This is a genomic window from Fusobacterium sp. SYSU M8D902, assembly GCF_040199715.1.
In the GTDB taxonomy this organism is placed as follows: domain Bacteria; phylum Fusobacteriota; class Fusobacteriia; order Fusobacteriales; family Fusobacteriaceae; genus Fusobacterium_A.
In genome coordinates this window covers 48,278-72,107 of record NZ_JBEFNA010000001.1, presented here as the reverse complement: position 1 = coordinate 72,107, position 23,830 = coordinate 48,278, and the positions used below count along the sequence as shown (strand labels likewise).

At 32.1% G+C, this 23,830-nt stretch carries 20 protein-coding genes; 18 read left to right on the top strand and 2 right to left on the bottom strand.

Going from position 1 to position 23,830, the window contains the following annotated elements; genetic code table 11:
- Positions 1–7 precede the first annotated feature (7 nt).
- Positions 8–1,414 carry a methylaspartate mutase accessory protein GlmL gene (glmL, locus tag ABNK64_RS00325; protein ID WP_349763113.1) on the bottom strand — a complete coding sequence of 469 codons (1,407 nt, stop codon included), beginning with the start codon at positions 1,412–1,414 and terminating at the stop codon, positions 8–10.
- A 22-nt stretch (positions 1,415–1,436) separates the two neighbouring features.
- Positions 1,437–1,856, bottom strand: coding sequence for a methylaspartate mutase subunit S (gene glmS / locus ABNK64_RS00320; RefSeq protein WP_291258828.1), 420 nt, complete (start codon positions 1,854–1,856; stop codon positions 1,437–1,439).
- Between the two features lie 417 nt (positions 1,857–2,273).
- Between glmS and rimP the strand changes: the two genes are divergently transcribed.
- From rimP to ABNK64_RS00230, 18 genes are all read left to right on the top strand, one after another.
- Positions 2,274–2,753 (top strand): ribosome maturation factor RimP, encoded by a 480-nt coding sequence (gene rimP / locus ABNK64_RS00315; RefSeq protein ID WP_291256370.1) that lies wholly within the window; start codon positions 2,274–2,276, stop codon positions 2,751–2,753.
- Between the two features lie 23 nt (positions 2,754–2,776).
- Positions 2,777–3,841, top strand: coding sequence for a transcription termination factor NusA (gene nusA / locus ABNK64_RS00310; protein WP_349763112.1), 1,065 nt, complete (start codon positions 2,777–2,779; stop codon positions 3,839–3,841).
- Between the two features lies 1 nt (position 3,842).
- Positions 3,843–4,370, top strand: a complete 528-nt coding sequence (locus ABNK64_RS00305; RefSeq protein WP_349763111.1) for a DUF448 domain-containing protein — start codon at positions 3,843–3,845, stop codon at positions 4,368–4,370.
- Between the two features lie 23 nt (positions 4,371–4,393).
- Entirely contained in the window at positions 4,394–6,571 is a 2,178-nt protein-coding gene (gene infB, locus ABNK64_RS00300; protein WP_291256367.1) for a translation initiation factor IF-2, read from the top strand.
- Positions 6,572–6,606: 35 nt separating this feature from the next.
- Entirely contained in the window at positions 6,607–6,969 is a 363-nt protein-coding gene (gene rbfA / locus ABNK64_RS00295) for a 30S ribosome-binding factor RbfA (RefSeq protein ID WP_291256366.1), read from the top strand.
- 7 nt (positions 6,970–6,976) lie between these two features.
- Positions 6,977–8,695 (top strand): single-stranded-DNA-specific exonuclease RecJ, encoded by a 1,719-nt coding sequence (recJ, locus tag ABNK64_RS00290; RefSeq protein ID WP_349763110.1) that lies wholly within the window; start codon positions 6,977–6,979, stop codon positions 8,693–8,695.
- A gap of 16 nt (positions 8,696–8,711) precedes the next feature.
- Positions 8,712–9,998: a trigger factor gene (gene tig, locus ABNK64_RS00285; RefSeq protein WP_291256364.1), complete on the top strand. Its 1,287-nt coding sequence runs from the start codon at positions 8,712–8,714 to the stop codon at positions 9,996–9,998.
- 114 nt (positions 9,999–10,112) lie between these two features.
- Positions 10,113–10,688, top strand: coding sequence for an ATP-dependent Clp endopeptidase proteolytic subunit ClpP (gene clpP, locus ABNK64_RS00280; RefSeq protein WP_291256363.1), 576 nt, complete (start codon positions 10,113–10,115; stop codon positions 10,686–10,688).
- Positions 10,689–10,702: 14 nt separating this feature from the next.
- A complete protein-coding gene (gene clpX / locus ABNK64_RS00275) occupies positions 10,703–11,938 on the top strand; it encodes an ATP-dependent Clp protease ATP-binding subunit ClpX (protein WP_349763109.1) in 1,236 nt (411 codons plus the stop codon).
- Between the two features lie 18 nt (positions 11,939–11,956).
- Complete coding sequence (gene lon / locus ABNK64_RS00270) at positions 11,957–14,263, top strand: endopeptidase La (RefSeq protein ID WP_300342808.1); 2,307 nt, start codon at positions 11,957–11,959, stop codon at positions 14,261–14,263.
- A gap of 17 nt (positions 14,264–14,280) precedes the next feature.
- Entirely contained in the window at positions 14,281–14,886 is a 606-nt protein-coding gene (yihA, locus tag ABNK64_RS00265; protein WP_291256360.1) for a ribosome biogenesis GTP-binding protein YihA/YsxC, read from the top strand.
- Positions 14,887–17,547 carry a valine--tRNA ligase gene (locus tag ABNK64_RS00260; RefSeq protein WP_349763108.1) on the top strand — a complete coding sequence of 887 codons (2,661 nt, stop codon included), beginning with the start codon at positions 14,887–14,889 and terminating at the stop codon, positions 17,545–17,547. It abuts the gene before it with no gap.
- 101 nt (positions 17,548–17,648) lie between these two features.
- Positions 17,649–18,431 carry a Cof-type HAD-IIB family hydrolase gene (locus ABNK64_RS00255; RefSeq protein ID WP_300342805.1) on the top strand — a complete coding sequence of 261 codons (783 nt, stop codon included), beginning with the start codon at positions 17,649–17,651 and terminating at the stop codon, positions 18,429–18,431.
- A gap of 127 nt (positions 18,432–18,558) precedes the next feature.
- Positions 18,559–19,431, top strand: a complete 873-nt coding sequence (locus tag ABNK64_RS00250) for a LysR family transcriptional regulator (RefSeq protein ID WP_291255248.1) — start codon at positions 18,559–18,561, stop codon at positions 19,429–19,431.
- Between the two features lie 9 nt (positions 19,432–19,440).
- Complete coding sequence (gene gmhA / locus ABNK64_RS00245) at positions 19,441–20,016, top strand: D-sedoheptulose 7-phosphate isomerase (protein WP_291255247.1); 576 nt, start codon at positions 19,441–19,443, stop codon at positions 20,014–20,016.
- Between the two features lie 91 nt (positions 20,017–20,107).
- A complete protein-coding gene (locus tag ABNK64_RS00240; RefSeq protein ID WP_349763107.1) occupies positions 20,108–21,187 on the top strand; it encodes a CdaR family transcriptional regulator in 1,080 nt (359 codons plus the stop codon).
- Between the two features lie 140 nt (positions 21,188–21,327).
- A complete protein-coding gene (locus ABNK64_RS00235) occupies positions 21,328–22,584 on the top strand; it encodes a GntP family permease (RefSeq protein ID WP_300390099.1) in 1,257 nt (418 codons plus the stop codon).
- A 29-nt stretch (positions 22,585–22,613) separates the two neighbouring features.
- A complete protein-coding gene (locus tag ABNK64_RS00230; RefSeq protein WP_349763106.1) occupies positions 22,614–23,750 on the top strand; it encodes a glycerate kinase family protein in 1,137 nt (378 codons plus the stop codon).
- Positions 23,751–23,830: the final 80 nt, after the last annotated feature.

Below are 23,830 nucleotides of genomic sequence, written 5' to 3'. Positions count from 1 at the left end.
TTAGAACTTAAACTTTGACTAAATATTTTTTCATTATTCTAATAGCTATATTTGGATACTCTTGAGCAAGCAATCCCATAGCTGATAAGATGTAACTTTTATCGATTAAAAATTTAGGATTTACAGGTTTTAGATGGATTGGATCATCCTCTTTAAAATTACCTGACTCCAAAATTTTCGAAGGATTTTCACTGTGGACTATAACCCCTCCTGTTCCAATAACATAAGGTGTTTCAGTAAGATCCTTTCCTGTTAAGTTAAACATAGTTCCCATTGGAGTGTATACACACTCTAACTCACCACAATGTCTAGTCATTGCCAATTCAGTAGCTACTTTTGCCATAGCTTCATCAAATTTGAACTCTTCATCTGTCTGTGGTGTCATCTTTATATGATCGTGTCTATATTGACAACTTTTATTTATATCTATATCTTTTAGTGAGGAATCTAGATAATGTTTTATTTTATTCTCACCAGAAGCTTCCAATAGAGCTAGAGCTGAGTATCTCATTCCCAAATCTCCCTCAACAGTTCTCTTAGCGTAAGGTTCTATAAGCCCTTTAATTATCATAGATGGCTTAGTGGGCTCACCTTTGGCAATAGAGTGTATATCAGTAGTAGCACCACCGATATCTACAACTATTAGATCTCCTAATCCCTCTTCATTGTTAGTTCCTTTAGCTAAGATTTCAGCAGCTTTTAAAACAGCAGCAGGAGTAGGCATCAAAATTCCCTGAATAAACTCTTCAGCACTTTTCATACCCTTAGCTTCTACAATTCGACTCATAAAAACTTTTCTGATCTCCTCTCGAGAAGGATCCACGTTCAATTTATTGAAGAAAGGCATAACATTTTCAGTGATATAATAATCAAGTCCAGCTTGATTAAAAACACTTTCAATCTCATCAATAGCTGATTTGTTACCTGCTACTACAATAGGGATTTTAACATTGTGCTCAGCTAACATCTTAGCATTGTGAATGATACACTCTTTATTTCCACCATCAGTTCCACCAGCAAGTAGAATGATATCCAATGGAGTGTTAAGAATCTCTTCCAACTCCTTGTGATTTAGTTCATATGCATATGTCTTTATAACTCTAGCACCAGCACCTAGGGCAGATTTTTTAGCAGCCTCAGTAGTGAGTTCTGGAACTAAACCGATAGCTATCATCTTTAAACCACCAGCTGCAGAGGAGCAAGCAGTCTTATTAACAAAGTTTATAGAGTTAAAATCAACTATTTTATTAATTTCAAATTTTAATTTTTCAAAGGCTTTATTAAAGCCAACCATTATGTTATCTTCAATGGTAGTGATATCCTTTGCAGTAGCTAGGATAGTCTCATTATCAAGATCAATAGCTGTCAATTTAGTATATGTACTTCCAAAATCAATAGCTAAGTAAACATTCATAATATCACTCTCTTTAATTAGGTTAAATAAGTCCTAAATCTTTTTTTAGATCCTCAGTTGTATCTTCGATAGGAGTACCAGGCTTATATACTTTGTCAAATCCCATTGCTTTAAATCTCTTTTCAACATCTTCCCAAACCTGTTTTCCAACCACAATATTACCACCAACATAAAGGAGGATATTATCTAATCCAGCCTCTTTACATTTTTCTCTCATTCCTTGGCAATCTAATTCACCATGTCCATAAAGAGAAGAAACGATTATTGCATCAGCGTTAGTTTCAACAGCAGCATTAATAAAATCTGATTGAGGAGAAAGAACTCCAACATTAATGACTTCAAAACCATTAACCTCTAAAACGTGATGAATTATTTTATTTCCAACTGCGTGACAGTCTGAACCAATGACTCCAATAACAACTTTTTTCCCATTTTTTCTCATGAAAAAATTCCTCCTTAAGTGTTTTATATTTAAACCTTTGATAATAATATACAACATTTAGACAAAAAATCAACAATTATTAAAAAAATGAATCGTTAACATTTAAGAATTTAATTATATATATTTAGATTGGTTTTTTTTAAATCTTATTTTCAGCTAGAAAAAAATTTTAGAAAAAATATTAGATAAAAAATAGTATAAATTAAATAAATATTTAATATAAAAAAAAGGAAAATAAAAACAAAAATAACCTAAAAAAGTCCAAATTTTATATACTATTAATTGATTTTTTAGAAATTATATGATATAATAACTTGAATAAAGTAGTAAACTAGTTTTTTAAGGAGGGAGTGGGTGAAAATATCCACTCCCTATTTAATAGAAGTTTTAAAAATTGAGAAAAGAGGTGAAATTATAATGGCAAAGTTGGATGACAAGCAGCTAGTGGAGAAGATAGAGAGTATTGTAACTCCCGTAATAGAGGAGATGGGGTTATCTCTTGTAGATGTAGAATATATGCAAGATGGCGGATACTGGTATGTAAGAGTATATGTTGAGAACTTAAATGGAGAGATAACACTAGAGGATTGTGCTGCTATTAGTGGAAAAATTGATGAAGATATAGATAAGTTAATAGAGCAGAGATTTTTCTTAGAAGTTTCTTCACCAGGAATTGAAAGACCACTAAAGAAAATAGAGGATTTCATTAGATTTCAAGGGGAGAAGATAAAAGTAAGTTTAAAACACAAGGTTGAAGATAATAAAAACTTTGAAGGTATCATAATCAAGTGTGAAAACAATGTAGTATTTTTAGAGTTAGAAGCAGAAAAAGTATTAGAGATTCCTTTTACAGAGATTAGAAAGGCTAATCTTGTTTATGAATTTGATGAGTTTTAAAGAAGTTTTCAGGAGGGTAGATAATGAAAAGTAAAGATGCGAAAGTATTTTTAGAAGCTTTGGAAGAGTTAGAAAAAGAGAAGGGGATAAGCAAAGAAAATCTTCTTTTAACTGTTGAACAAGCTTTATTAGCAGCGTATAAAAAGAACCATGGAGAAGAGGAGAACGTAGAGGTTGTAATAGATAGAGAAACAGGAGATGTTAAGATCTATGAGATAAAAACTGTAGTTCCTACTGAGGACCTTTATGATGCTGCTGTTGAAATCTCTTATGATGATGCATTAGAGATAAAGAAAAGAGTAAAAATTGGAGAAGTTATAAGAATAGAAGTTAACTGTGAAGAGTTCAGAAGAAATGCTATTCAAAACGGAAAACAGATCGTTATTCAAAAAGTAAGAGAAGCAGAGAGAGAGTATGTTTATGATAGATTTAAAGTAAAAGAGCATGATATCATAAATGGTATTATCAGAAGAATAGACGAAAGAAAAAATGTATTCATAGAGTTTGATGGTGTAGAAGCTGTTTTACCACCAATAGAACAGTCACCAGCAGATACATATAGAGTTGGAGAGAGAATTAAAGTTTATTTAGCAGAAGTTGAAAAAACTAACAAATTCCCTAAAATAGTAATTTCAAGAAAACATGAAGGACTATTAAGAAAGTTATTTGAATTAGAGATTCCTGAGATCACTTCTGGTCTAATAGAGATTAAAGCAGTGGCAAGAGAAGCTGGATCAAGAGCAAAAGTAGCAGTTTACTCAGCAGATGCTAATATCGATACTGTTGGAGCTTGTATAGGTCAAAAAGGATTAAGAATTAAAAACATAGTTAATGAACTAAATGGTGAAAAGATAGATATCGTTATCTGGAAAGAGTCAGTTGAAGAGTTTGTATCAGCTGTTTTAAGTCCAGCAAAAGTTGTAAGTGTTGATGTATTTGAAGAGGAAAACACTGCAAGAGTAATCGTTGACAATTCACAATTATCACTAGCAATAGGAAAAAATGGACAAAATGCAAGACTTGCAGCAAAATTAACAGGAATGAGAGTAGACATTAAAACTGCAAATAGTGTTGAAGAGGGAGAGTAAGTTGGATACTACTATTATTCATGAAAGAACTTGTCTTATATGTAAGGAGAAAAGAGAGAAGAAAGATCTTTTTAGACTTACAAAAGTAAGCGAAGATAGGTATGGTTTTGATGAGAAACAGAGATCACAAAGTAGGGGATACTATATTTGTAAATCTCACGAATGTTTAAAAAGATTAGCTAAGCATAAAAAAATAAAAATGAGTGCAGATGATTTAATGAAAATGTTAAATCACTTAAAAAAAGGTGAAAAGGACTATTTAAATATTTTGAAGGCAATGAAGAACTCACAAACTTTATCTTTTGGAATGAATATGGTTTTAGAAGAGATAGAACATACACATTTTTTAGTTCTTGCAGAAGATATAAGTGAAAAAAATGAGAGAAAACTTTTAGTAAAAGCAAAAGAATTAAATATAAAATTTGTATATTTTGGAAATAAAAATCAACTTGGTGAAATTTTTGGAAAAGAAGAAGTTAGTGTAATTGCTGTAAAAAGTAAGAAGATGGCCCGTGGACTCATAGATTAACCTATAAAATAGGAGGTATCTTGATGAAAAAAAGAGTACATGAGTTAGCAAAAGAGTATGAGATAAATAGTAACGAATTTCTAAACTTGCTAAAAGATGAGATTAAGTTAGAGGTTACATCAATTTTATCAGGAGTAAATGAGAAGGATATTGAGAGGGTAAGAGAGTATTTTGAAAGAAAAGTAGCCCCAGAAAAAGATGAAAAAGGGGGAAAAGGAGTAGCTTTGAATAAAAAACTATTAGAAGAAGACGAGATTTTTGAAGAAGAGATGACTTCAAAAAAAGCAAAGAAAAGTAAAAAAAGTAACAACAGTAAAGATACAGTTGAAAACAGTGAAGATGATAAAAGAAAGAAAAATAAAAAGAAAAAGGGTAGAAGAACAGATTTCGTAATGAAAACTGTTGAGGCTGCAGGTTCTGAAACAATAGAAGAAGATGGAATGAAGATAATAAAAATCAGAGGTGAGATCACTTTAGGAGATTTCGCTGAAAGATTAGGAGTATCAAGTTCAGAGATAATTAAGAAACTTTTCTTAAAAGGACAGATGTTAACAATAAATAGCCCACTATCTATTGACATAGTAGAAGAGATAGCTATGGACTATGATGCATTAGTTGAACAGGAAGAGGAAATTGAATTAGATTTTGGAGAAAAATTCGCTCTTGAATTAGAGGATAGAGATGAAGATTTACAAGAGAGACCACCAGTAATCACAATAATGGGACACGTTGACCATGGAAAAACATCATTACTAGATGCAATTAGAGCAAGTAATGTAGTACAGGGAGAAGCTGGAGGAATCACACAGAAAATAGGAGCATACCAAATTGTAAAAAATGGAAAGAAAATAACTTTCGTAGATACTCCTGGACACGAAGCTTTTACTGATATGAGAGCTAGAGGAGCACAAGTAACTGATATAGCAATATTAGTAGTTGCTGCAGATGATGGAGTTATGCCACAAACAATAGAGGCATTATCTCACGCAAAAGCTGCAAATGTACCAATAATAGTAGCAGTAAACAAAATAGATAAGCCAGAAGCAAACCCTATGAGAGTAAAACAAGAGTTAATGGAACATGGTCTTGTTTCAGTAGAGTGGGGAGGAGAGACTGAGTTTGTTGAAGTATCAGCAAAACAGAAATTACACCTAGATGATCTATTAGATACAATACTTATTACAGCAGAGATTTTAGAGTTAAAGGCTAACCCAAGAAAGAGAGCTAAAGGTGTTGTACTAGAGTCAAGACTAGATCCAAAAGTTGGACCAATAGCAGATATTTTAGTTCAAGAGGGAACTTTAAAAATAGGAGATGTTATTGTAGCTGGAGAAACTTATGGTAAAGTAAGAGCTCTATTAAATGACAGAGGAGATAGAGTAGAGAAAATTGAACTATCTCAACCAGCAGAGATTATAGGATTTACACAAGTACCTCAAGCAGGAGATACTATGTATGTAATTCAAAATGAACAACATGCTAAGAGAATAGTTGAAGAGGTAGCTAAAGAGAGAAAATTAGCTGAAACAAGTAAGAAAACTATCACTCTAGAGTCATTGTCAGAGCAATTTGATCACGAGAATATAAAAGAGTTAAACTTAGTATTGAGAGCAGATTCAAGAGGATCTGTAGATGCTTTAAGAGAATCATTATTAAAACTTTCAACAAGTGAAGTAGCAGTAAATATAATACAGGCAGCTTCAGGAGCTATAACTGAAAGTGACGTAAAACTAGCTGAAGTATCAAATGCAATTATAATAGGATTCAATGTTAGACCTACTACAAAAGCAATCAAAGAAGCTGAAGCAAATGGTGTAGAGATAAGAACATCAAATATTATCTACCATATAACTGAAGATATTGAAAAAGCTTTAACAGGTATGTTAGATCCTGAATATAAAGAGATCTATCTTGGAAGAATAGAGATCAAAAAAGTGTTTAAAGTTTCTAAAGTTGGAAATGTAGCAGGATGTATAGTTGTAGATGGAAAAGTTAAAAATGATTCAAGCATCAGACTTTTAAGAAATGGTATCGTAATGTATGAAGGAAAATTATCATCACTTAAGAGATTTAAAGATGATGCTAAAGAAGTAGTTGTAGGACAAGAGTGTGGACTTGGAATCGAAAACTTTAATGATATTAAAGAGGGAGATATAGTTGAGGCTTTTGAATTACAAGAAATTAAGAGAACTCTAAAATAATCTAAAAAATAATTACAGAAAGAGAGGGATTATTTATGAAGAGACAAAGATTAGCTGGAATAGAAAAAGAGATGAGTAGAGTAATTTCTCAAGTTCTTTTTGAAGAGGTTAAAAATCCAAAAATAAAAGGATTGGTTTCTGTTACTAATATAAAAGTGACTGAGGATTTGAAGTTTGCAGATGTGTACTTCAGTATAATGTCTGGACAAATGAACGGTGAAAAATCAGTAGATAAAGACACTGTTTTAGAAGGACTAAATCAAATCAAAGGTTACTTGAGAAAGAGAGTAGCAGAGGAGATAGAGATTAGATATATACCAGAAATAAGAGTAAAGTTAGATGATTCTATAGAACATGCAATAAAAATATCAAAACTTTTAAATGATTTAAAAGGATAGTGATATAATGTATTGGGAATATAGTTCACTACCTCAATCTCTAATTGAAACTAAGGCTGTACAATGGAAAAAAAGTAAGATACTGACTACCTTATTACTCAATAGAGGATTTTCTGATGAAAAGAGTGTTAATGAATTTATAAGTCCTAAAATTTCTGACTTCAGAGATCCTTTTAAATTTGAAAAGATGGCTAGTGTAGTAGAAAAGATATTAGAAAAAAGAGAGAAGAATGAAAAGATCTTCATCTATGGAGATTATGATGTAGATGGAATTACAGCTGCAGTTTTTTTAGTGAAGGTATTTAGTGAGATAGGAATAGACGTTGACTATTATATTCCTAACAGAATGGAAGAGGGCTATGGCTTGGATAAAAAAGCTATAGACTTTATGAAAAAAAGAAACTGTAAGCTTGTAATAACAGTGGATACAGGTGTAAACTCTATTGAAGATGTAAGATATGCTAATTCTTTGGGAATAGAGGTGATAATAACTGATCATCATAAGTCAATAAAAGAGGATGAAGATGATGAGTTGTTATTGCTCAATCCTAAATTGAGTGACACATATGAGTTTAAATTTTTATCTGGTGCTGGAGTAGCTTTAAAGGTGGCACAGGGAGTTTATTTAAAATTAGAGTCTGATTTGAATAAATTGTATCAATATATGGATATAGTAATGATTGGAACAGTTGCTGATGTAGTACCTATGATTGATGAGAATAGAATTATAATAAAAGAGGGATTAAAGGCATTAAAACGAACAAAAGTTAAGGGTCTTATGTATCTTTTAAAATATTTGAAATTCCAATCTAAGGATTTAAATACAACAGATGTAAGTTACTTTATCTCTCCGTTGATAAACTCTTTGGGAAGAATTGGTATCTCAAAAATTGGAGCAGATTTTTTCTTGAAAAATGATGAGTTTGAAATCTATAATATTATAGAAGAGATGAAAAAATCAAATAAGAAGAGAAGAGAACTGGAGAAAAACATATATGATGAAGCGGACTATAAAATAAGAAAAATGCAAAAAGATGAGGTTAAATGTGCATTTTTATACTCTGAGAAGTGGCATCCTGGTGTAATTGGGGTGGTATCATCAAGACTGAGTGTAAAATATAATATGCCTATAGCTTTAATAGCATTGAAAGATGGAGTTGGAAAAGCTTCATGTAGAAGTGTAAAAGGTATAAGTGTGTTCAATATTTTTCAAGATATGAAAGACAAGCTTGTAAGATTTGGAGGGCATGATTTAGCTTCAGGTTTCATAGTAAAACAGAGTAAATTGAAGGAAGTTGAAGAGATTTTTAAAGAGAAGATAGGAGAGCTAAAAGCAGAAGAGGAAGAGAAAATTTTAAAAATAGATATGAAGTACTCAATAGAAAATATTGATGATGAAATATTTAATGCTATGGAGAGTATGGCTCCATTTGGATTAGAGAATCCATACCCACTGTTTTTAGATGAAGATCTATCTTTTGAATATATAAAAAAATTTGGAGTAAACGATAGACATTTTAATGGTATAATTGTAAAAAATGGAAAAAAATACCATATGGTTGCCTTTGATTTAGGTCATAAAATAAATGAGATAGAGTCAAAAATTCAAAAATTTGACATAGTCTACTATCCTGAAAAAGTTTATTATAAAGGAGAAGAGATTATGCAAATAAGAATTAAAGATATAAAAATAAAAGATGACTTTTATGAAATTTTTACTAAATAGAATTTAAGGAGGAACAATGAAACACGAATTAAAAAAAGTTGCAAATTCTGCAGTTGAGATAAAAATAACTCTTACTGCTGAAGAAGTAAAACCAGTAAAAGAGGAAGTTTTAAAAGAACTATCTAAAAAAGTAGAGGTTCCAGGATTCAGAAAAGGACATGTACCTGTAAGTACTGTAGAAACTCAATTTAAAGATGCAGTAAAAGAAGAAGTAACTGATAAAGTTTTACACAAATACTATGAAGAAGTAATAAAAGCTGAAAAAATAATGCCAATCAGCTACATAAACAGTGTAAAAGCTAACTTAGGAGATGACTTCGAAGTAACATTTACTGTAGATGTATATCCAGAAGTAACTTTAGGAGAATATAAAGGATTAGAAGTAGAAAAAGAAACTTTTGAAATGACTCCAGAAAAATTAGATGCTGAGATCAAAATGATGGTAAACAGCAAATCTAAATTAGAAGATACAGAAGCTGGATACAAAGCTGAAATGGGAGACACTGTAGACTTAGCATTTGAAGGATTTGTTGATGGTGTAGCATTCGAAGGTGGAAAAGCTGATTCTCACGTATTAAAATTAGGATCAAAAATGTTCATAGACAACTTTGAAGATCAATTAGTAGGATATGAAGCTGGACAAGAAGGAGAAGTAAATGTAACTTTCCCTGCTGAGTACCATGCAGAAAATTTAGCTGGAAAACCTGCTGTATTTAAAGTAAAAATCAACAGCATTAAAAAATTAGTAACTCCTGAGTTAAACGATGAGTTAGCAAAAGAGTTTGGATTTGAAAATGTTGAAGATATGAAAGCTAAAACAGAAGAGAGAATCAAATCTAGAGAAGAAGCAAGAGTTAAAAACGAGTACGTTGGAAAATTATTAGAGAAAATCTCTGGAACAAGCACAGTTGAAATTCCTGTATCAATGATAGCTTCTGAAGTAAGAGCTAGAATATCTGAGATGGAGCAACAATTAGCAGCTCAAGGAATCGGATTTGATATGTACTTACAAATGACTGGAATGGACAGAGCTAAATTAGAAGCTCAAATAGCTCCAATGGCAGCTGGAAAAGTAAAAGCTGATTTAATTCTTGAAGCTATAGCAAAAGCTGAAAACTTAGAAGTTTCTGAAGATGAAGTAAAAGAAAAAATGACTGAAATAGCTAAAATGTATGGAATGGATTTAGCTAAATTAGAAGAAGAGTTAAACAAACACAACAACTATGACAACTTTAAAATGACTGTTAAAGGTGAATGTTTAATGCAAAAAGCTATTGATGTAATAGTAAATAATGCAAAATAATTAATTTAAAACATAGGAAGCAGATTTTTCTGCTTCCTATGCCATTAAATTTAAATAAATAGTCAAGAAATAAATGATATTAATTTTTTAACTATTTATTTAAGGGAGGTAAAAATGTATAATCCAACTGTTATAGAGAGTAATGGTAGGTCAGAGAGAGCTTACGATATATACTCAAGACTTTTAAAAGATAGAATAATATTTTTAGGAACAGAGATAGATGATAATGTTGCAAATGCTATAGTGGCTCAACTTTTATTTTTGGAAGCTGAAGATCCTGAGAAAGATATAATAATGTATATAAATAGTCCTGGTGGAGTGGTAACTGCTGGAATGGCTATATATGATACAATGAACTATATAAAACCAGATATTCAAACTGTATGTATAGGTCAAGCAGCAAGTATGGGAGCATTATTATTGACTGCAGGAGCAAAAGGAAAGAGATTTGCTCTTGAGCATTCAAGAATAATGATACACCAACCATTAGGTGGAGCAAAGGGACAGGCTACAGATATAGAGATACAAGCAAAAGAGATATTGAGAATGAAAGAGATGTTATCACAAATTTTAGCAGATGCTAGTGGTAAAGATATTGAACAAATATTAAAAGATACTGAGAGAGATAACTATATGTCAGCACAAGAAGCTGTTGAGTATGGATTAATTGATCAAGTATTTAAAAAGTAGAAAGGAGAAGAGAGATGAGTAAAAAAGCTAGATGTTCTTTCTGCGGAAGCACTGAAGATGAAGTATCAAAATTATTTAGTGGAATAGATGGAGCACTTATATGTGATAGATGTATTGAGAGTTGTTCAGATATTTTAGAACTTTCAAAAGAGCATATAAAGACAGCAATGCCAGAAGAGTTGTTAGAGGAAACATTACTTACACCAAAAGAGATAAAAGAGAAATTGGACGAGTATGTAATAGGACAGGACGAGACAAAAAAAATTCTTGCAGTTGCAGTATACAACCACTATAAGAGAATTTTAGATAATGTGGAAAGATCTGATGAGAATAGTGTAGAGTTACAAAAATCAAATGTACTATTGATAGGTCCTACTGGATCGGGAAAAACTCTTCTTGCACAGACACTTGCAAGAAGTTTAAAAGTTCCTTTTGCAATAGCTGATGCGACAACACTTACAGAGGCTGGATATGTAGGAGATGACGTTGAAAATGTTTTAGTTAGACTACTACAAGCAGCTGATTATGATGTAGAGGCAGCAGAGAGAGGAATTATATATATAGATGAGATAGATAAGATTGCAAGAAAATCTGAAAATGTTTCAATAACAAGAGATGTCTCAGGAGAGGGAGTTCAACAATCTCTTCTAAAAATAATCGAAGGGACAAGATCTCAAGTTCCACCTCAAGGTGGAAGAAAACATCCAAATCAAGAGCTAATAGAGATAGATACAAGTAATATATTATTTATTGTAGGTGGAGCTTTTGAAGGATTGGAAAAAGTTATAAAATCTAGAACGAATAAAAAAGTAATTGGTTTTGGAGCTGATATTTCAAAAGAGAAAGAGGAGAGAGTTGGAGAGGTATTTGCTAAAGTTTTACCAGAAGATTTAGTAAAACAGGGAATCATACCTGAACTTGTAGGAAGATTACCAATAATAACAACTCTTAAAGACTTAGATGAAAATGCTTTAATAAAGATATTAACAGAACCTAAAAATGCAATAGTTAAGCAGTATAAAAAACTTTTTGATCTTGAAGGGGTAGAGTTAGAGTTCACTCCAGAAGCATTAAAAAGAATAGCACAGTTAGCTTTAGAGAGAAGAATAGGTGCAAGAGGATTGAGAGCTATTATAGAGCAAACAATGTTAGAACTTATGTATGAAGTACCTTCAGATGATAATATTTCAAAAGTAATAATCGGTGAAGATGCAATTCTTGATTCAACTAAAGCTATAATAGAAAAGTAAAAAACGGAGGGATGACTAATGAGTAAAACATTGTTCTTACCTACTAGGGATTTAATAGTTTTCCCAGGGATAGTAACCCCTCTTTATGTAGGTAGGGTAAAGAGTATAAGTACACTTGAAGTTGCTGTAAGTAGCAAGAGTAAATTAGTACTTGGAATGCAAAAGGATCCAACAAAAGAGGAGCCAAATTTAGAGAAAGACATATATAAAATTGGTGTTGTGGCTAATATACTACAGATAGTTAAGATGCCAAATAATAATATAAAGGTCTTAGTAGAGGCAGAAGAGAGAGTAGAGATAAATTCTACTACAGTTGAAGAGGACATTTATAAGGCTGAATACAAGGTATTAAAGTGTGTAAATGGAGCTACAAAAGAGGCTGAAGCAGTATATAGAAAGGTATTGGGACTATTTGAAAAATATATAGGACTTACTGGAAAAGTTTCATCAGAACTATTGGTAAACTTAAAAGGTATAAAAAATATAAATAGTGCTTTAGATATAATTGCAGCAAACCTTCCATTAAAGAGTGAGAAAAAACAGGAGCTACTAGAAGTTTTAGATGTAACTGAAAGAGGAATTAAGATACTAGAGCTTTTAACTTCTGAAATGGAGATAGTTTCATTAGAGAAAAAGATTGATGATAAAGTAAAAGCTAAGATGAATGAAGCTCAAAAAAATTACTTTATAAAAGAGAAAATAAATGCTATGAAAGAGGAATTGGGAGATTATTCACAAGATGATGATATGCTTGAATTAGTTGAAAAAGTAAAGAAAGCAAAACTTCCAAAAGATGTAAAAGGTAAAATTGATAGTGAAATGAAAAAATTAGCTAAAATGCCTCCTTTTTCAGCAGAAGCAACAGTTTCAAGAAATTATATTGAGACAGTTATAGAGTTACCTTGGGAAAAATCAACTAAAGATATAGTTGATTTAAAGAAAGCAAGTGAGATTTTAGAGAGAGATCACTATGGTTTAAAAGATGCTAAGAACAAGGTATTGGACTTTTTAGCAGTAAAAAAATTGAATCCTAATATGAAGGGAAGTATACTATGCTTAGCAGGACCTCCTGGAATAGGAAAAACATCTCTAGTAAAATCAATAGCAGATGCAATGGGAAGAAAATTCGTGAGAGTATCTCTAGGTGGAGTAAGAGATGAAGCTGAGATAAGAGGACATAGAAGAACTTATATAGGATCTATGCCAGGTAAATTAATAAAGGCGATAAAAGAAGCTGGTACAAAAAATCCAGTAATACTATTAGATGAGATAGATAAGATGTCAAATGACTATAAAGGAGATCCAGCCTCAGCAATGTTAGAGGTATTAGATCCAGAGCAAAATAGCCATTTTGAAGATCACTACATAGATATGCCTTTTGATCTATCAAAGGTATTCTTTGTAGCCACAGCAAATGATCTAAGAACTATATCAGCTCCATTAAGAGATAGAATGGAGATAGTAAATATCTCTTCATATACAGAGTTTGAGAAATTACACATAGCTCAAAAATATCTAGTAAAACAGGCTAAAGAGGAAAGTGGTTTGAAAAATATAGAGCTTACGCTGTCAGATAATGTAATCTTGAAGATAATTGATGAGTATACTAGAGAAGCTGGAGTGAGAAATCTAAAGAGAGAGATAATAACTCTATGCAGAAAAGCAGCAAGAGAAGTAGTAGAAGAGAACAAGAAAAAAATTGTTGTAAGAACTAATACATTGGAAAAATATTTAGGTAAACCTAAATTTAGACCAGAGAAACAGAAGGAAAAAACACCTAAATTAGGAGTTGTAAATGGATTGGCTTGGACATCAGTAGGAGGAGTAACTCTTGAAGTTCAAGGTGTATCTATACCAGGAAAGGGAGAGATCTCTCTAACTGGAACATTGGGAAATGTAATGAAGGAATCTGCACAAGTTGCTTATACATTTGTAAAAGCTAATATTGATAAATATAAACCTAAACAAGAGGATTTCTTTGAGAAAAGAGGAATACATTTACACTTCCCAGAGGGAGCAACACCAAAAGATGGACCTTCTGCTGGAATAACAATAACTTCTGCTATAATCTCTGTATTAACAGGTAGAAAAATTAGACAGGATATAGCAATGACTGGAGAGATAACAATAACTGGTGAAGTTTTAGCAATAGGTGGAGTAAAAGAGAAGGTAATAGGAGCACACAGAGCTGGAATTAGAGAGGTAATTTTACCAGAAGATAATAGAATAGATAAAGATGAGATCCCAGCAGAGATAGCAAAAGAGATGAAGATACATTTTGCTACTACTTATGAAGATGTAGAGAAGCTAGTTTTTGCTGAATAGTGATAGGTGAGGTAATTATGAAGATAAAACAGGCTGAATTTGTAAAATCTGCAGTTTATGAAAAAGATTATCCAGCAGAATTAAATAATATGGAATTTGCCTTTGTAGGACGTTCTAATGTTGGAAAATCTTCTCTTATAAATAGTATAACAGGAAGAAAAAAGTTGGCAAAAACAAGTAAAACACCAGGAAGAACACAACTTATAAACTATTTTAAAGTAAATAATGAGTTCTATATAGTTGACCTACCTGGATATGGTTTTGCAAAAGTACCTAAAGAGATGAAAGCTGAATGGGGAAAAACAATGGAGAGATACGTAGCAAGTAATCGTAAAAAACTTGTATTCGTTCTACTAGATATCAGAAGAGTACCGAGTGAAGAGGATATTGAGATGCTTGTATGGCTAGATCACCATGATATACCATTCAAAATAATCTTTACAAAGATAGATAAAGTTTCAAATAACGAGAAATTTAAGTGTTTAAAGGATATAAAAAAGAAAATCGAGTTTCATAATGATGATGTTTTTTATCACTCTTCACTTAATGACACTGGAAAAGAAGATATTTTAAATTATATAGAGTCTCTTTTAAATAAAGAGGAAATAGAAGAGGAGGAGTAAATGGAAGAGTTAAATAAGACATATTCCCCTAGGGAAATAGAGTCTAAGTGGTACAAAATATGGGAAGATTCCAAGTATTTTGCTGGAAAAATGGAAGAAGGAAAAGATAGCTATTCAATAGTTATACCACCTCCAAATGTAACAGGAATACTTCATATGGGACATATATTAGATAACTCTATACAAGATACACTAGTAAGATATAAGAGAATGTGTGGATTAAATACTCTTTGGGTACCAGGGTGTGACCATGCTGGAATTGCTACTCAAAATAAAGTAGAGAGAATGTTAGCGGAGCAAGGTATAAAAAAAGAGGATTTAGGAAGAGAGAAATTCTTAGAGGAAACTTGGAAGTGGAAAGAGAAGTATGGTGGAATAATAACTAACCAACTTAGAAAAATAGGAGCATCACTTGACTGGGATAGAGAGAGATTCACAATGGATGAGGGACTTTCAAAAGCAGTTAGAAAGATATTTGTAGACCTATATAATGATGGATTGATCTATCAAGGTGAATATATGGTAAACTGGTGTCCTAGATGTGGAACTGCTCTAGCAGATGACGAAGTGGAGCACTCAGAAAAAGATGGAAATCTATGGCATTTAAAATATCCAGTAAAGGATTCTGATGAGTATATAATTATTGCAACATCAAGACCAGAAACTATGCTTGCTGACGTAGCTGTTGCTGTACACCCAGAAGATGAGAGATATAAGCATCTTGTAGGTAAAAAATTAATACTTCCATTAGTTGGTAGAGAGATTCCTGTAATAGCAGATGAGTATGTAGAGATGGAGTTTGGAACAGGAGCTTTAAAAATAACTCCAGCACACGATCCTAATGACTTTAATTTAGGTAAAAAATATGATCTACCAATAATAAATATGTTAACTCCAGAGGGAAATATTGTTGATGATTATCCTAAATATGCTGGAATGGACAGATTTGAAGCTAGAAAAGTAATAGTTAAAGAGCTAGAAGAGAGCGGAGTATTAGTAAAAATAGAGAGCTTAAAGCACAATGTAGGACACTGCTATAGATGCTCTACTGTAGTTGAACCAAGAGTTTCAAAACAATGGTTTGTAAAGATGGAACCATTAGCTAAAAAAGCTCTTGAAGTAGTAAGAAATGGAGAGATAAAAATTATTCCAAAAAGAATGGAAAAAATTTATTTCAACTGGTTAGAAAATATAAGAGACTGGTGCATCTCTAGACAGTTATGGTGGGGACACAGAATACCAGCTTGGTATGGTCCAGACAATCACATGTTCGTAGCTATGTCAGAAGAGGAAGCTCATGAACAAGCAAAAGCTCACTATGGAAAAGCTGTAGAGCTAGTTCAGGAGGGAGATGTATTAGATACTTGGTTCTCATCTGCACTATGGCCTTTCTCAACTATGGGTTGGCCAGAAAAAACTAAAGAGTTAGATACATTCTATCCAACTTCAACTCTAGTAACAGGAGCAGATATAATATTCTTCTGGGTAGCTAGAATGATAATGTTTGGTCTATATGAGATGGAAGAGATACCATTTAAAAATGTATTCTTCCATGGAATAGTAAGAGATGAGATTGGAAGAAAGATGTCGAAATCTTTAGGAAACTCACCAGATCCATTAAATCTAATAGATGAGTATGGAGCAGATGCAATAAGATTCTCAATGCTATACAATACTTCACAAGGGCAAGATGTTTACTTCTCTGAAAAATTATTAGAGATGGGAAGAAACTTTGCTAATAAGATATGGAACGTAGCAAGATTCGTTATAATGAATCTAGAAGGATTTGATGTAAAATCTGTAAATAAAGAGGAGTTAAAATTTGAACTTGTTGATGAGTGGATATTCTCAAGATTAAATGAAACTACTAAAGAGGTTCATACAAACCTTGAAAAATTCCAATTAGATGATGCAGCTAAAGCTGTATATGAGTTCTTGAGAGGAGATTTCTGTGACTGGTATGTAGAGCTTGCAAAAGTAAGACTATACAACAATGAGGAGTCAGGAAAACAATCAAAATTAACAGCTCAATATGTTTTATGGACAGTACTAGAATCAGGATTAAAACTATTACATCCATTTATGCCATTTATAACTGAGGAGATTTGGCAAAAGATAAAAGTTTCAGGAGAGACTATTATGCTTGAGGGATTCCCAGTTGTAGATGAAGCTCAAATAAAACCAGAAGTTGTAAACTCATTTAAATATATTCAAGGAGTGATCTCATCACTTAGAAATATAAAAGCAGAGATGGGAATATCTCCAGCTAAAGAGGTTAAGGTTGTAATTAAAACTTCTGATGAGAATGAGTTAAAAACTTTAGAAAATAACTATCTATTTATAACTAAATTAGCTAAAATAGAAGAGATGACTTATGGAAAAGATGTAGCTAAACCTGATCAGAGTGGATTTAGAGTAACAGGAAATTCAGAAGTATATATGATACTTACAGGATTATTAAATGTAGAGGCTGAGGTTAAGAAGATAAAAGAACAGATAGAAAAAGTTCAAAAAGATCTAGATAAGGTAAATAATAAACTTGCTGATGAGAGATTTACATCAAAAGCACCTGCTCACATTTTAGAGAGAGAGAGAAGAATCCAGAAAGAGTATCAAGATAAGATGGATAAATTAACTGAAAACTTAAAGAACTTTCAATAATAAATAGGAAAGCTAAAAGGTTTTAATAAAATTATAATAGTTTTAGGATTGGAGAGTGGCTTTTGAGTCACTCTCAATTTTTAATAGTTAGGAGTGAATTTATGATAAAAGCAGTATTTTTTGATATAGATGGAACATTGGTAAGTTTTGAAACACATAGAGTCCCTGAAAGTACTTTGAATTCAATAAAAGAGTTACAAGCAAAAGGAATAAAAGTATTTGTAGCAACAGGAAGACACCCTTCAATACTTAGTGAGGGGAATAATGTAAAAGAGATTGAGTTTGATGGATTTGTAACTTTGAATGGGCAGTATTGTTTTACCAAGGAAAAAGAGGTAATCTATGAAAAAAATATCTGCTCTGAGGATATACACTCGCTTTTAGAATTTATGGAGACAAATAATTTCCCTTGTGCCTTTGTAGAGGACAAGGAGACATATATGAACTATATAGATGAAACTGTAGAAAATCTCTTAAAGATAGTGAATGTACCACTTCCACCATTAGATGATATAGCTAGAGCTAAGGTAGGGAAGATATTTCAGCTAAATCCATATATACCAGTGGATTTTCAAGATAAGTTGATGGAGGTACTCCCTAATTGTGAAGCAACTAGATGGAGTCCTGTATTTATAGATGTAATTCCAGCTGGTGGTGGAAAACACGTAGCAATTGAAAAGATAATGGAGTATTATGGGTACAAAAAAGATGAAATAATGGCTTTTGGCGATGGTGGAAATGATAAAACTATGCTTTTGACTGCTGGGATAGGAGTGGCTATGGGAAATGCCAATGAAGATGTAAAAGAGATAGCTGACTATGTTACAAGTAGTGTAGATGAAGATGGAGTTTATAAGGCTTTAAAACATTTTGAAATGATATAATAAATTTATAGCAACTGCAAAATAAAATATAAAAATTTAATAAAACATTATACTTTAAAGAGATTTTATGATAAAATAAACATATGATCATATTGATTGTATATATAATTTTAGGGAGTTGGTGGGCTTGGATTTACATTACTTAAAAATATTTTATGAGGTGGCTAAGGAGAAAAGTTTTACAAAAGCTGCAAGTAAACTTTACATAAATCAATCAGCTGTTTCTATTCAAGTTAAAAAATTTGAAGAGATATTGAATGCAAAGTTATTTGATAGAAGCTCGAAAAAAATAAAATTAACTTATACAGGTGAAGCTCTATATAAGATGGCTGAGGATATTTTCGAAAAGGTAAAAAGAGCTGAAAAAGAGATATCTAGAATTATAGATTTGGATAGAGCGAAAATATCTATTGGAGCAACTTCAGTGATAGGTGAACCCCTTATTCCAAGATTGATGAAGGGCTTTTCAAAAGCACATGAAGAGATTGAGTATGAGATAACAATTGGAGATAAAAACTGGTTGTTGAAACTTTTAAAAGAGGGAGATTTAGATATACTTATTATAGACGAGGAGCATATCAATGACCCAAATTTAGAGGTTATAACTATTGAAAGAATGCCATATGTTTTAGTCAGTACAAAAGAGTATCACAGTATGGAAAGTGTAGCAAAAGATCCTCTTATAACAAGAAGAAACATACCTAACAATAATGAAGCAATAGCAGCTATTGAGGATAAATATAGAATTACTTTTAACTCAAAAATAAATATAAATGGAAGTCTTGAAGTTATCAAGGGAATGGTAAGAGAAGAGATAGGAAATGTAATATTACCTTATTATTCAGTACATAAAGAGATAGAAAAAGGTGAATTTAAAGTAATATACAAAGTTAATGATGTAAAAGATGGATATCAGGCAGTTATCACTAAGGATAAGAAGAGCTTGATACAAATAATTAAGTTTATTAATTTTATACAAGACTATAAAATTCAGTATTAGGAGGTTTTTATGAACTTGTTAGAATCATATAAAACTGAACTTTCTCTATTAGAAAATTTTATAAAAGAGGAAGAGGAGAGAAGAGAGACTGAAAAAGTGGCTAAGGAATTAGCTGATGTTTTTCAGAAAGGGAATAAAGTATTGATCTGTGGAAATGGTGGAAGTAACTGTGATGCCTTACATTTTGCAGAGGAGTTTACAGGTAGATTTAGAGGAGATAGAAGAGCATTACCAGCAATAGCTATTTCAGATTCTTCACACATCACATGTGTGGGAAATGACTATGGGTTTGATCATATCTTTTCTAGAGGTGTAGAAGCTTATGGAAAAGAGGGGGATATGTTTTTTGGTATCTCTACTAGTGGAAACTCACCAAATGTGATAAAAGCAGTTGAAGTCGCTAAAAAAATGGGAATGAAAACTTGTGTTCTACTTGGAAAAGATGGAGGAAAACTTAAGGGAATGTGTGACTATGAGTTTGTAATTCCAGGGAAAACATCTGATAGAGTACAGGAGATACACATGATGATACTACATATAATTATAGAGGGTGTAGAAAGAATTATGTTTCCTGAAAACTACTAGAAATTTTAAAATATTACAAAAATTAAAATACTAAAGGGATAATCTCTCTTTAGTATTTTTAGTATGAGGAAATTTAGGGGAGTGTGATTGTATGGAGATAGCAAAAGAGTTGGCAGAAAGCATAGTTAAAGAGATGAAAAAAATTATAGAAAAAGATCTGAATTTTATCAATTCAGAGGGGATAATAGTGGCTAGTACTGATGAAAAAAGGGTGAATACCTACCACGAAGGTGGAAAGGAGGTAATCAAGAGAGGGAGTATAGTCAGAATAAATAGAGATGGAGAGTATGTTGGAGCTAAAAAAGGGATAAACTTACCAGTAAAATTCAATGATGACATTATAGGAGTGATAGGGATATCAGGGGAGACAAAAGAGGTAGAGAGGTATGGTAAGATAATAAAGAGAATGTCTGAAATTTTGATAAAAGAAGCTTATCTAAGCAAGAAAGAGGAAGAGGAAAATGAGAAAGAGCAACTTTTTTTAGAAAGTCTAATATCTCAAGATTTAATGTTGGAAAATCCCATTATATTTTCAGAGTATGTAGAAGATATAGAAAAAAGAAGATATTACAGCATAATTGTCTGTAAGTTAAATGGTAAATATGAGTTGAATACTATTAAGAATATTTATAAGGAACTAAAAATAGCAGTAAAGAAAAAATCTGGATATATAATGTTTAAACAGAGTACTGTGTGCATATTGATTTTTGAAAAAAATCGTCAAGGAGTAGAGGAGTTTATTGAAAAAATTGATAAAAAAAGAGATATCAATATGGGAATTGGAGAGATAAAGACAGAGTTTGGAAGGATAAGGGAATCCTATGAAGAGGCTATAAATGCCCTTGAATGGGGGAGTAAAAGTAAGAAAAGAGAGGTTTTTTACGAGGATCTAGATATAGAGTTGATAGTAAAAAATATAGATCTGAAAACTAAAAAAATCTATATAAAAAAGATTTTGGGAAATCTCTCTCAAAAAGAGATAGTTGAGTATAGAGAGATACTGTATTTTTATGAAAAATATAATGGTTCATTGAATAAAATCTCTAAGGAACTCTTCATACATACGAATACTCTTCAATATAAGTTGAATAGATTGAAGGAAAAAATAGATTTAGATATGAGAAATTATGAGGATTTTGCTAAGTTAAAATTAGCTTTTATGTTAAGCTAAATTGGTTGCTATACTAAAAAAATACCTAGAATATCACTATAAATTTAGTGTACATACTATTGTTAAAAAACTATATATATTGTAATATAGATATATATGTATTAAAAATAAAAAAAATATATTAAAATAGGAGGAAGAATATGGTAACAGTATCAGCTTTAGGTGCGATTATAGGGTTAGTAGTAGCAATAGTATTGATAATTAAAAAAGTAAATCCAGCATACTCTCTAATATTAGGGTCTATTATAGGGGGACTTGTAGGAGGAGCAAATATAGGGCAGACTGTATCTTTGATGATATCAGGAGCACAGGGAATGATACCAGCAATTTTGAGAATAATAACTGCAGGAGTACTAGCAGGTGTACTTATCGAAACAGGGGCAGCTAGTAAGATTGCAGAGACAATAATAGATAAATTAGGAGAGTCAAAGGCAATAATAGCAATTGTTTTATCTACAATGATATTGACTATGGTAGGAGTATTTATTGATGTGTCAGTAATAACAGTAGCTCCAATTGCAATGGCAATAGCTAAGAAAACAGGAATCTCAAGAACAGGAGCTTTACTTGCTATGATAGGTGGAGGAAAAGCAGGAAATATTATGTCACCAAATCCAAATGCAATAGCAGCAGCAGAAGCTTTTAAGGTTCCTTTGACATCTGTGATGATGGCAGGATTGATACCAGCAATTTTTGGTGTAGTTGCAAGTATAGTTGTAGCTAAATTGATTTCAAAAAGAGGAAGTCAGATAAGTGAGGGAGATTTAGGAGATAGAAAAGAGGAGAGCGGACCAAACTTTTTTGCTGCAATTTTAGGACCAATAGTAGCAATAGCTATATTGGCATTAAGACCATTAGCAGGAATTACAATAGATCCGTTGATAGCTTTACCAGTAGGAGGATTTATTGGTTGTCTAGCTATGGGAAAAGTAAGAAATTTCAACCAATATTGTGTTTTTGGTTTGGGAAAAATGGTAGGTGTAGCTATACTATTATTAGGGACAGGTACTCTTTCAGGAATTATTGCTAACTCTGGATTAAAAGATGCATTGACAACTCTACTGACAGCAACAGGAGCACCAGCTTACTTATTAGCACCATTCTCAGGAATATTAATGTGTGCAGCTACAGCTTCTACAACTTCAGGGACAGCAGTTGCCAGTCAAGTTTTTGGACCAACTATATTGAGTTTAGGTATCCAACCAGTTAATGCAGCAGCAATGATACATTCAGGGGCAACAGTTTTAGATCATCTACCTCATGGAAGTTTTTTCCATGCAACAGGTGGTAGTGTAAATATGGATATGAAAGAGAGATTAGCATTAATTCCATTTGAATCTTTAATTGGATTGGTACTAGCTTGTGTATCAACAATTATCTATGGAGTTTTATTTTAGAGAGTAATAAGTTGTTTGGAGAGTGAAAAATGAAGATAATATTAGCACCAGATTCATTTAAAGAGAGTATGACTGCAAAGGAAGCTTGTGAAGTGATAGAGAGAGGAATGAAAAAAATTATTCTAGATTTAGAGTGTATCTCAGTTCCAATGGCAGATGGAGGAGAGGGAACTACACAATCATTGGTAGATGCAACAGGTGGAGAGTTCTATACACAAAGAGTTTTAGGACCATTAGGAGAGAGTGTAGAAGCAAGATTTGGAATATTGGGAGATGGAAAGACAGCTATATTAGAGATGGCTGCTGCAAGTGGATTGGAGCTTGTTCCTAAGGAGAAAAGAGATGCCACAGTAACTACAACTTATGGTACTGGAGAGCTTATTAAAGCAGCTTTGGATAAAAATGTTGAAACGATTCTTATAGGGATAGGTGGAAGTGCTACTAATGATGGTGGAGCTGGAATGATACAAGCTCTAGGAGGGAAATTATTAGATAGTTGTGGAAAAGAGATTGGATTTGGTGGTGGTCAATTATCAAACCTATGCAAAATAGATCTATCAAACTTAGATAAAAGATTGGAGAAAACTAAGATTATAGTAGCTTGTGATGTTCAAAATCCATTGACAGGAGTTAGTGGAGCTTCACACATTTTTGGAAAACAAAAGGGAGCTAATGAGGAACAAAGAGAACTATTGGATAAAAACTTAAAACACTATGCTGAAATTATAAGAAGAGATGTAGGAAAAGATGTAGAAAATATCCCAGGTGCTGGAGCAGCAGGAGGATTAGGAGCAGGACTTATGGCATTCTTATCAGCCGAATTAAAAAAGGGAATTGAGATAGTGATAGAGTATAGTAAGTTAGAGGAAAAGATGCAAGGGGCAGACTTGGTAATAACAGGTGAGGGAAGTATAGATGCTCAGACTAGATTTGGGAAGACTCCATACGGGGTAGCTATGACAGCTAAAAAATATGGTATCCCTGTAATAGCTCTAGCTGGAAATGTAGGTAAAGATATAGATGTGCTATATGAATATGGTTTTACTGCTATATTTTCAATTTTACCAAGAGTAGAGAGCCTAGAAAAAGCTATATCAAATGGAAAAGAAAATCTACAATATATGAGTGAGAGTATTGCTAGAATGGTAAAGTGTTATACAAAATAAGATAGAGATAGAAAAGGGAGAAAATTTAAAATATATTTTCTCTCTTTTTTTGAATTATAGCGTACTTTATGAGTTGTAAT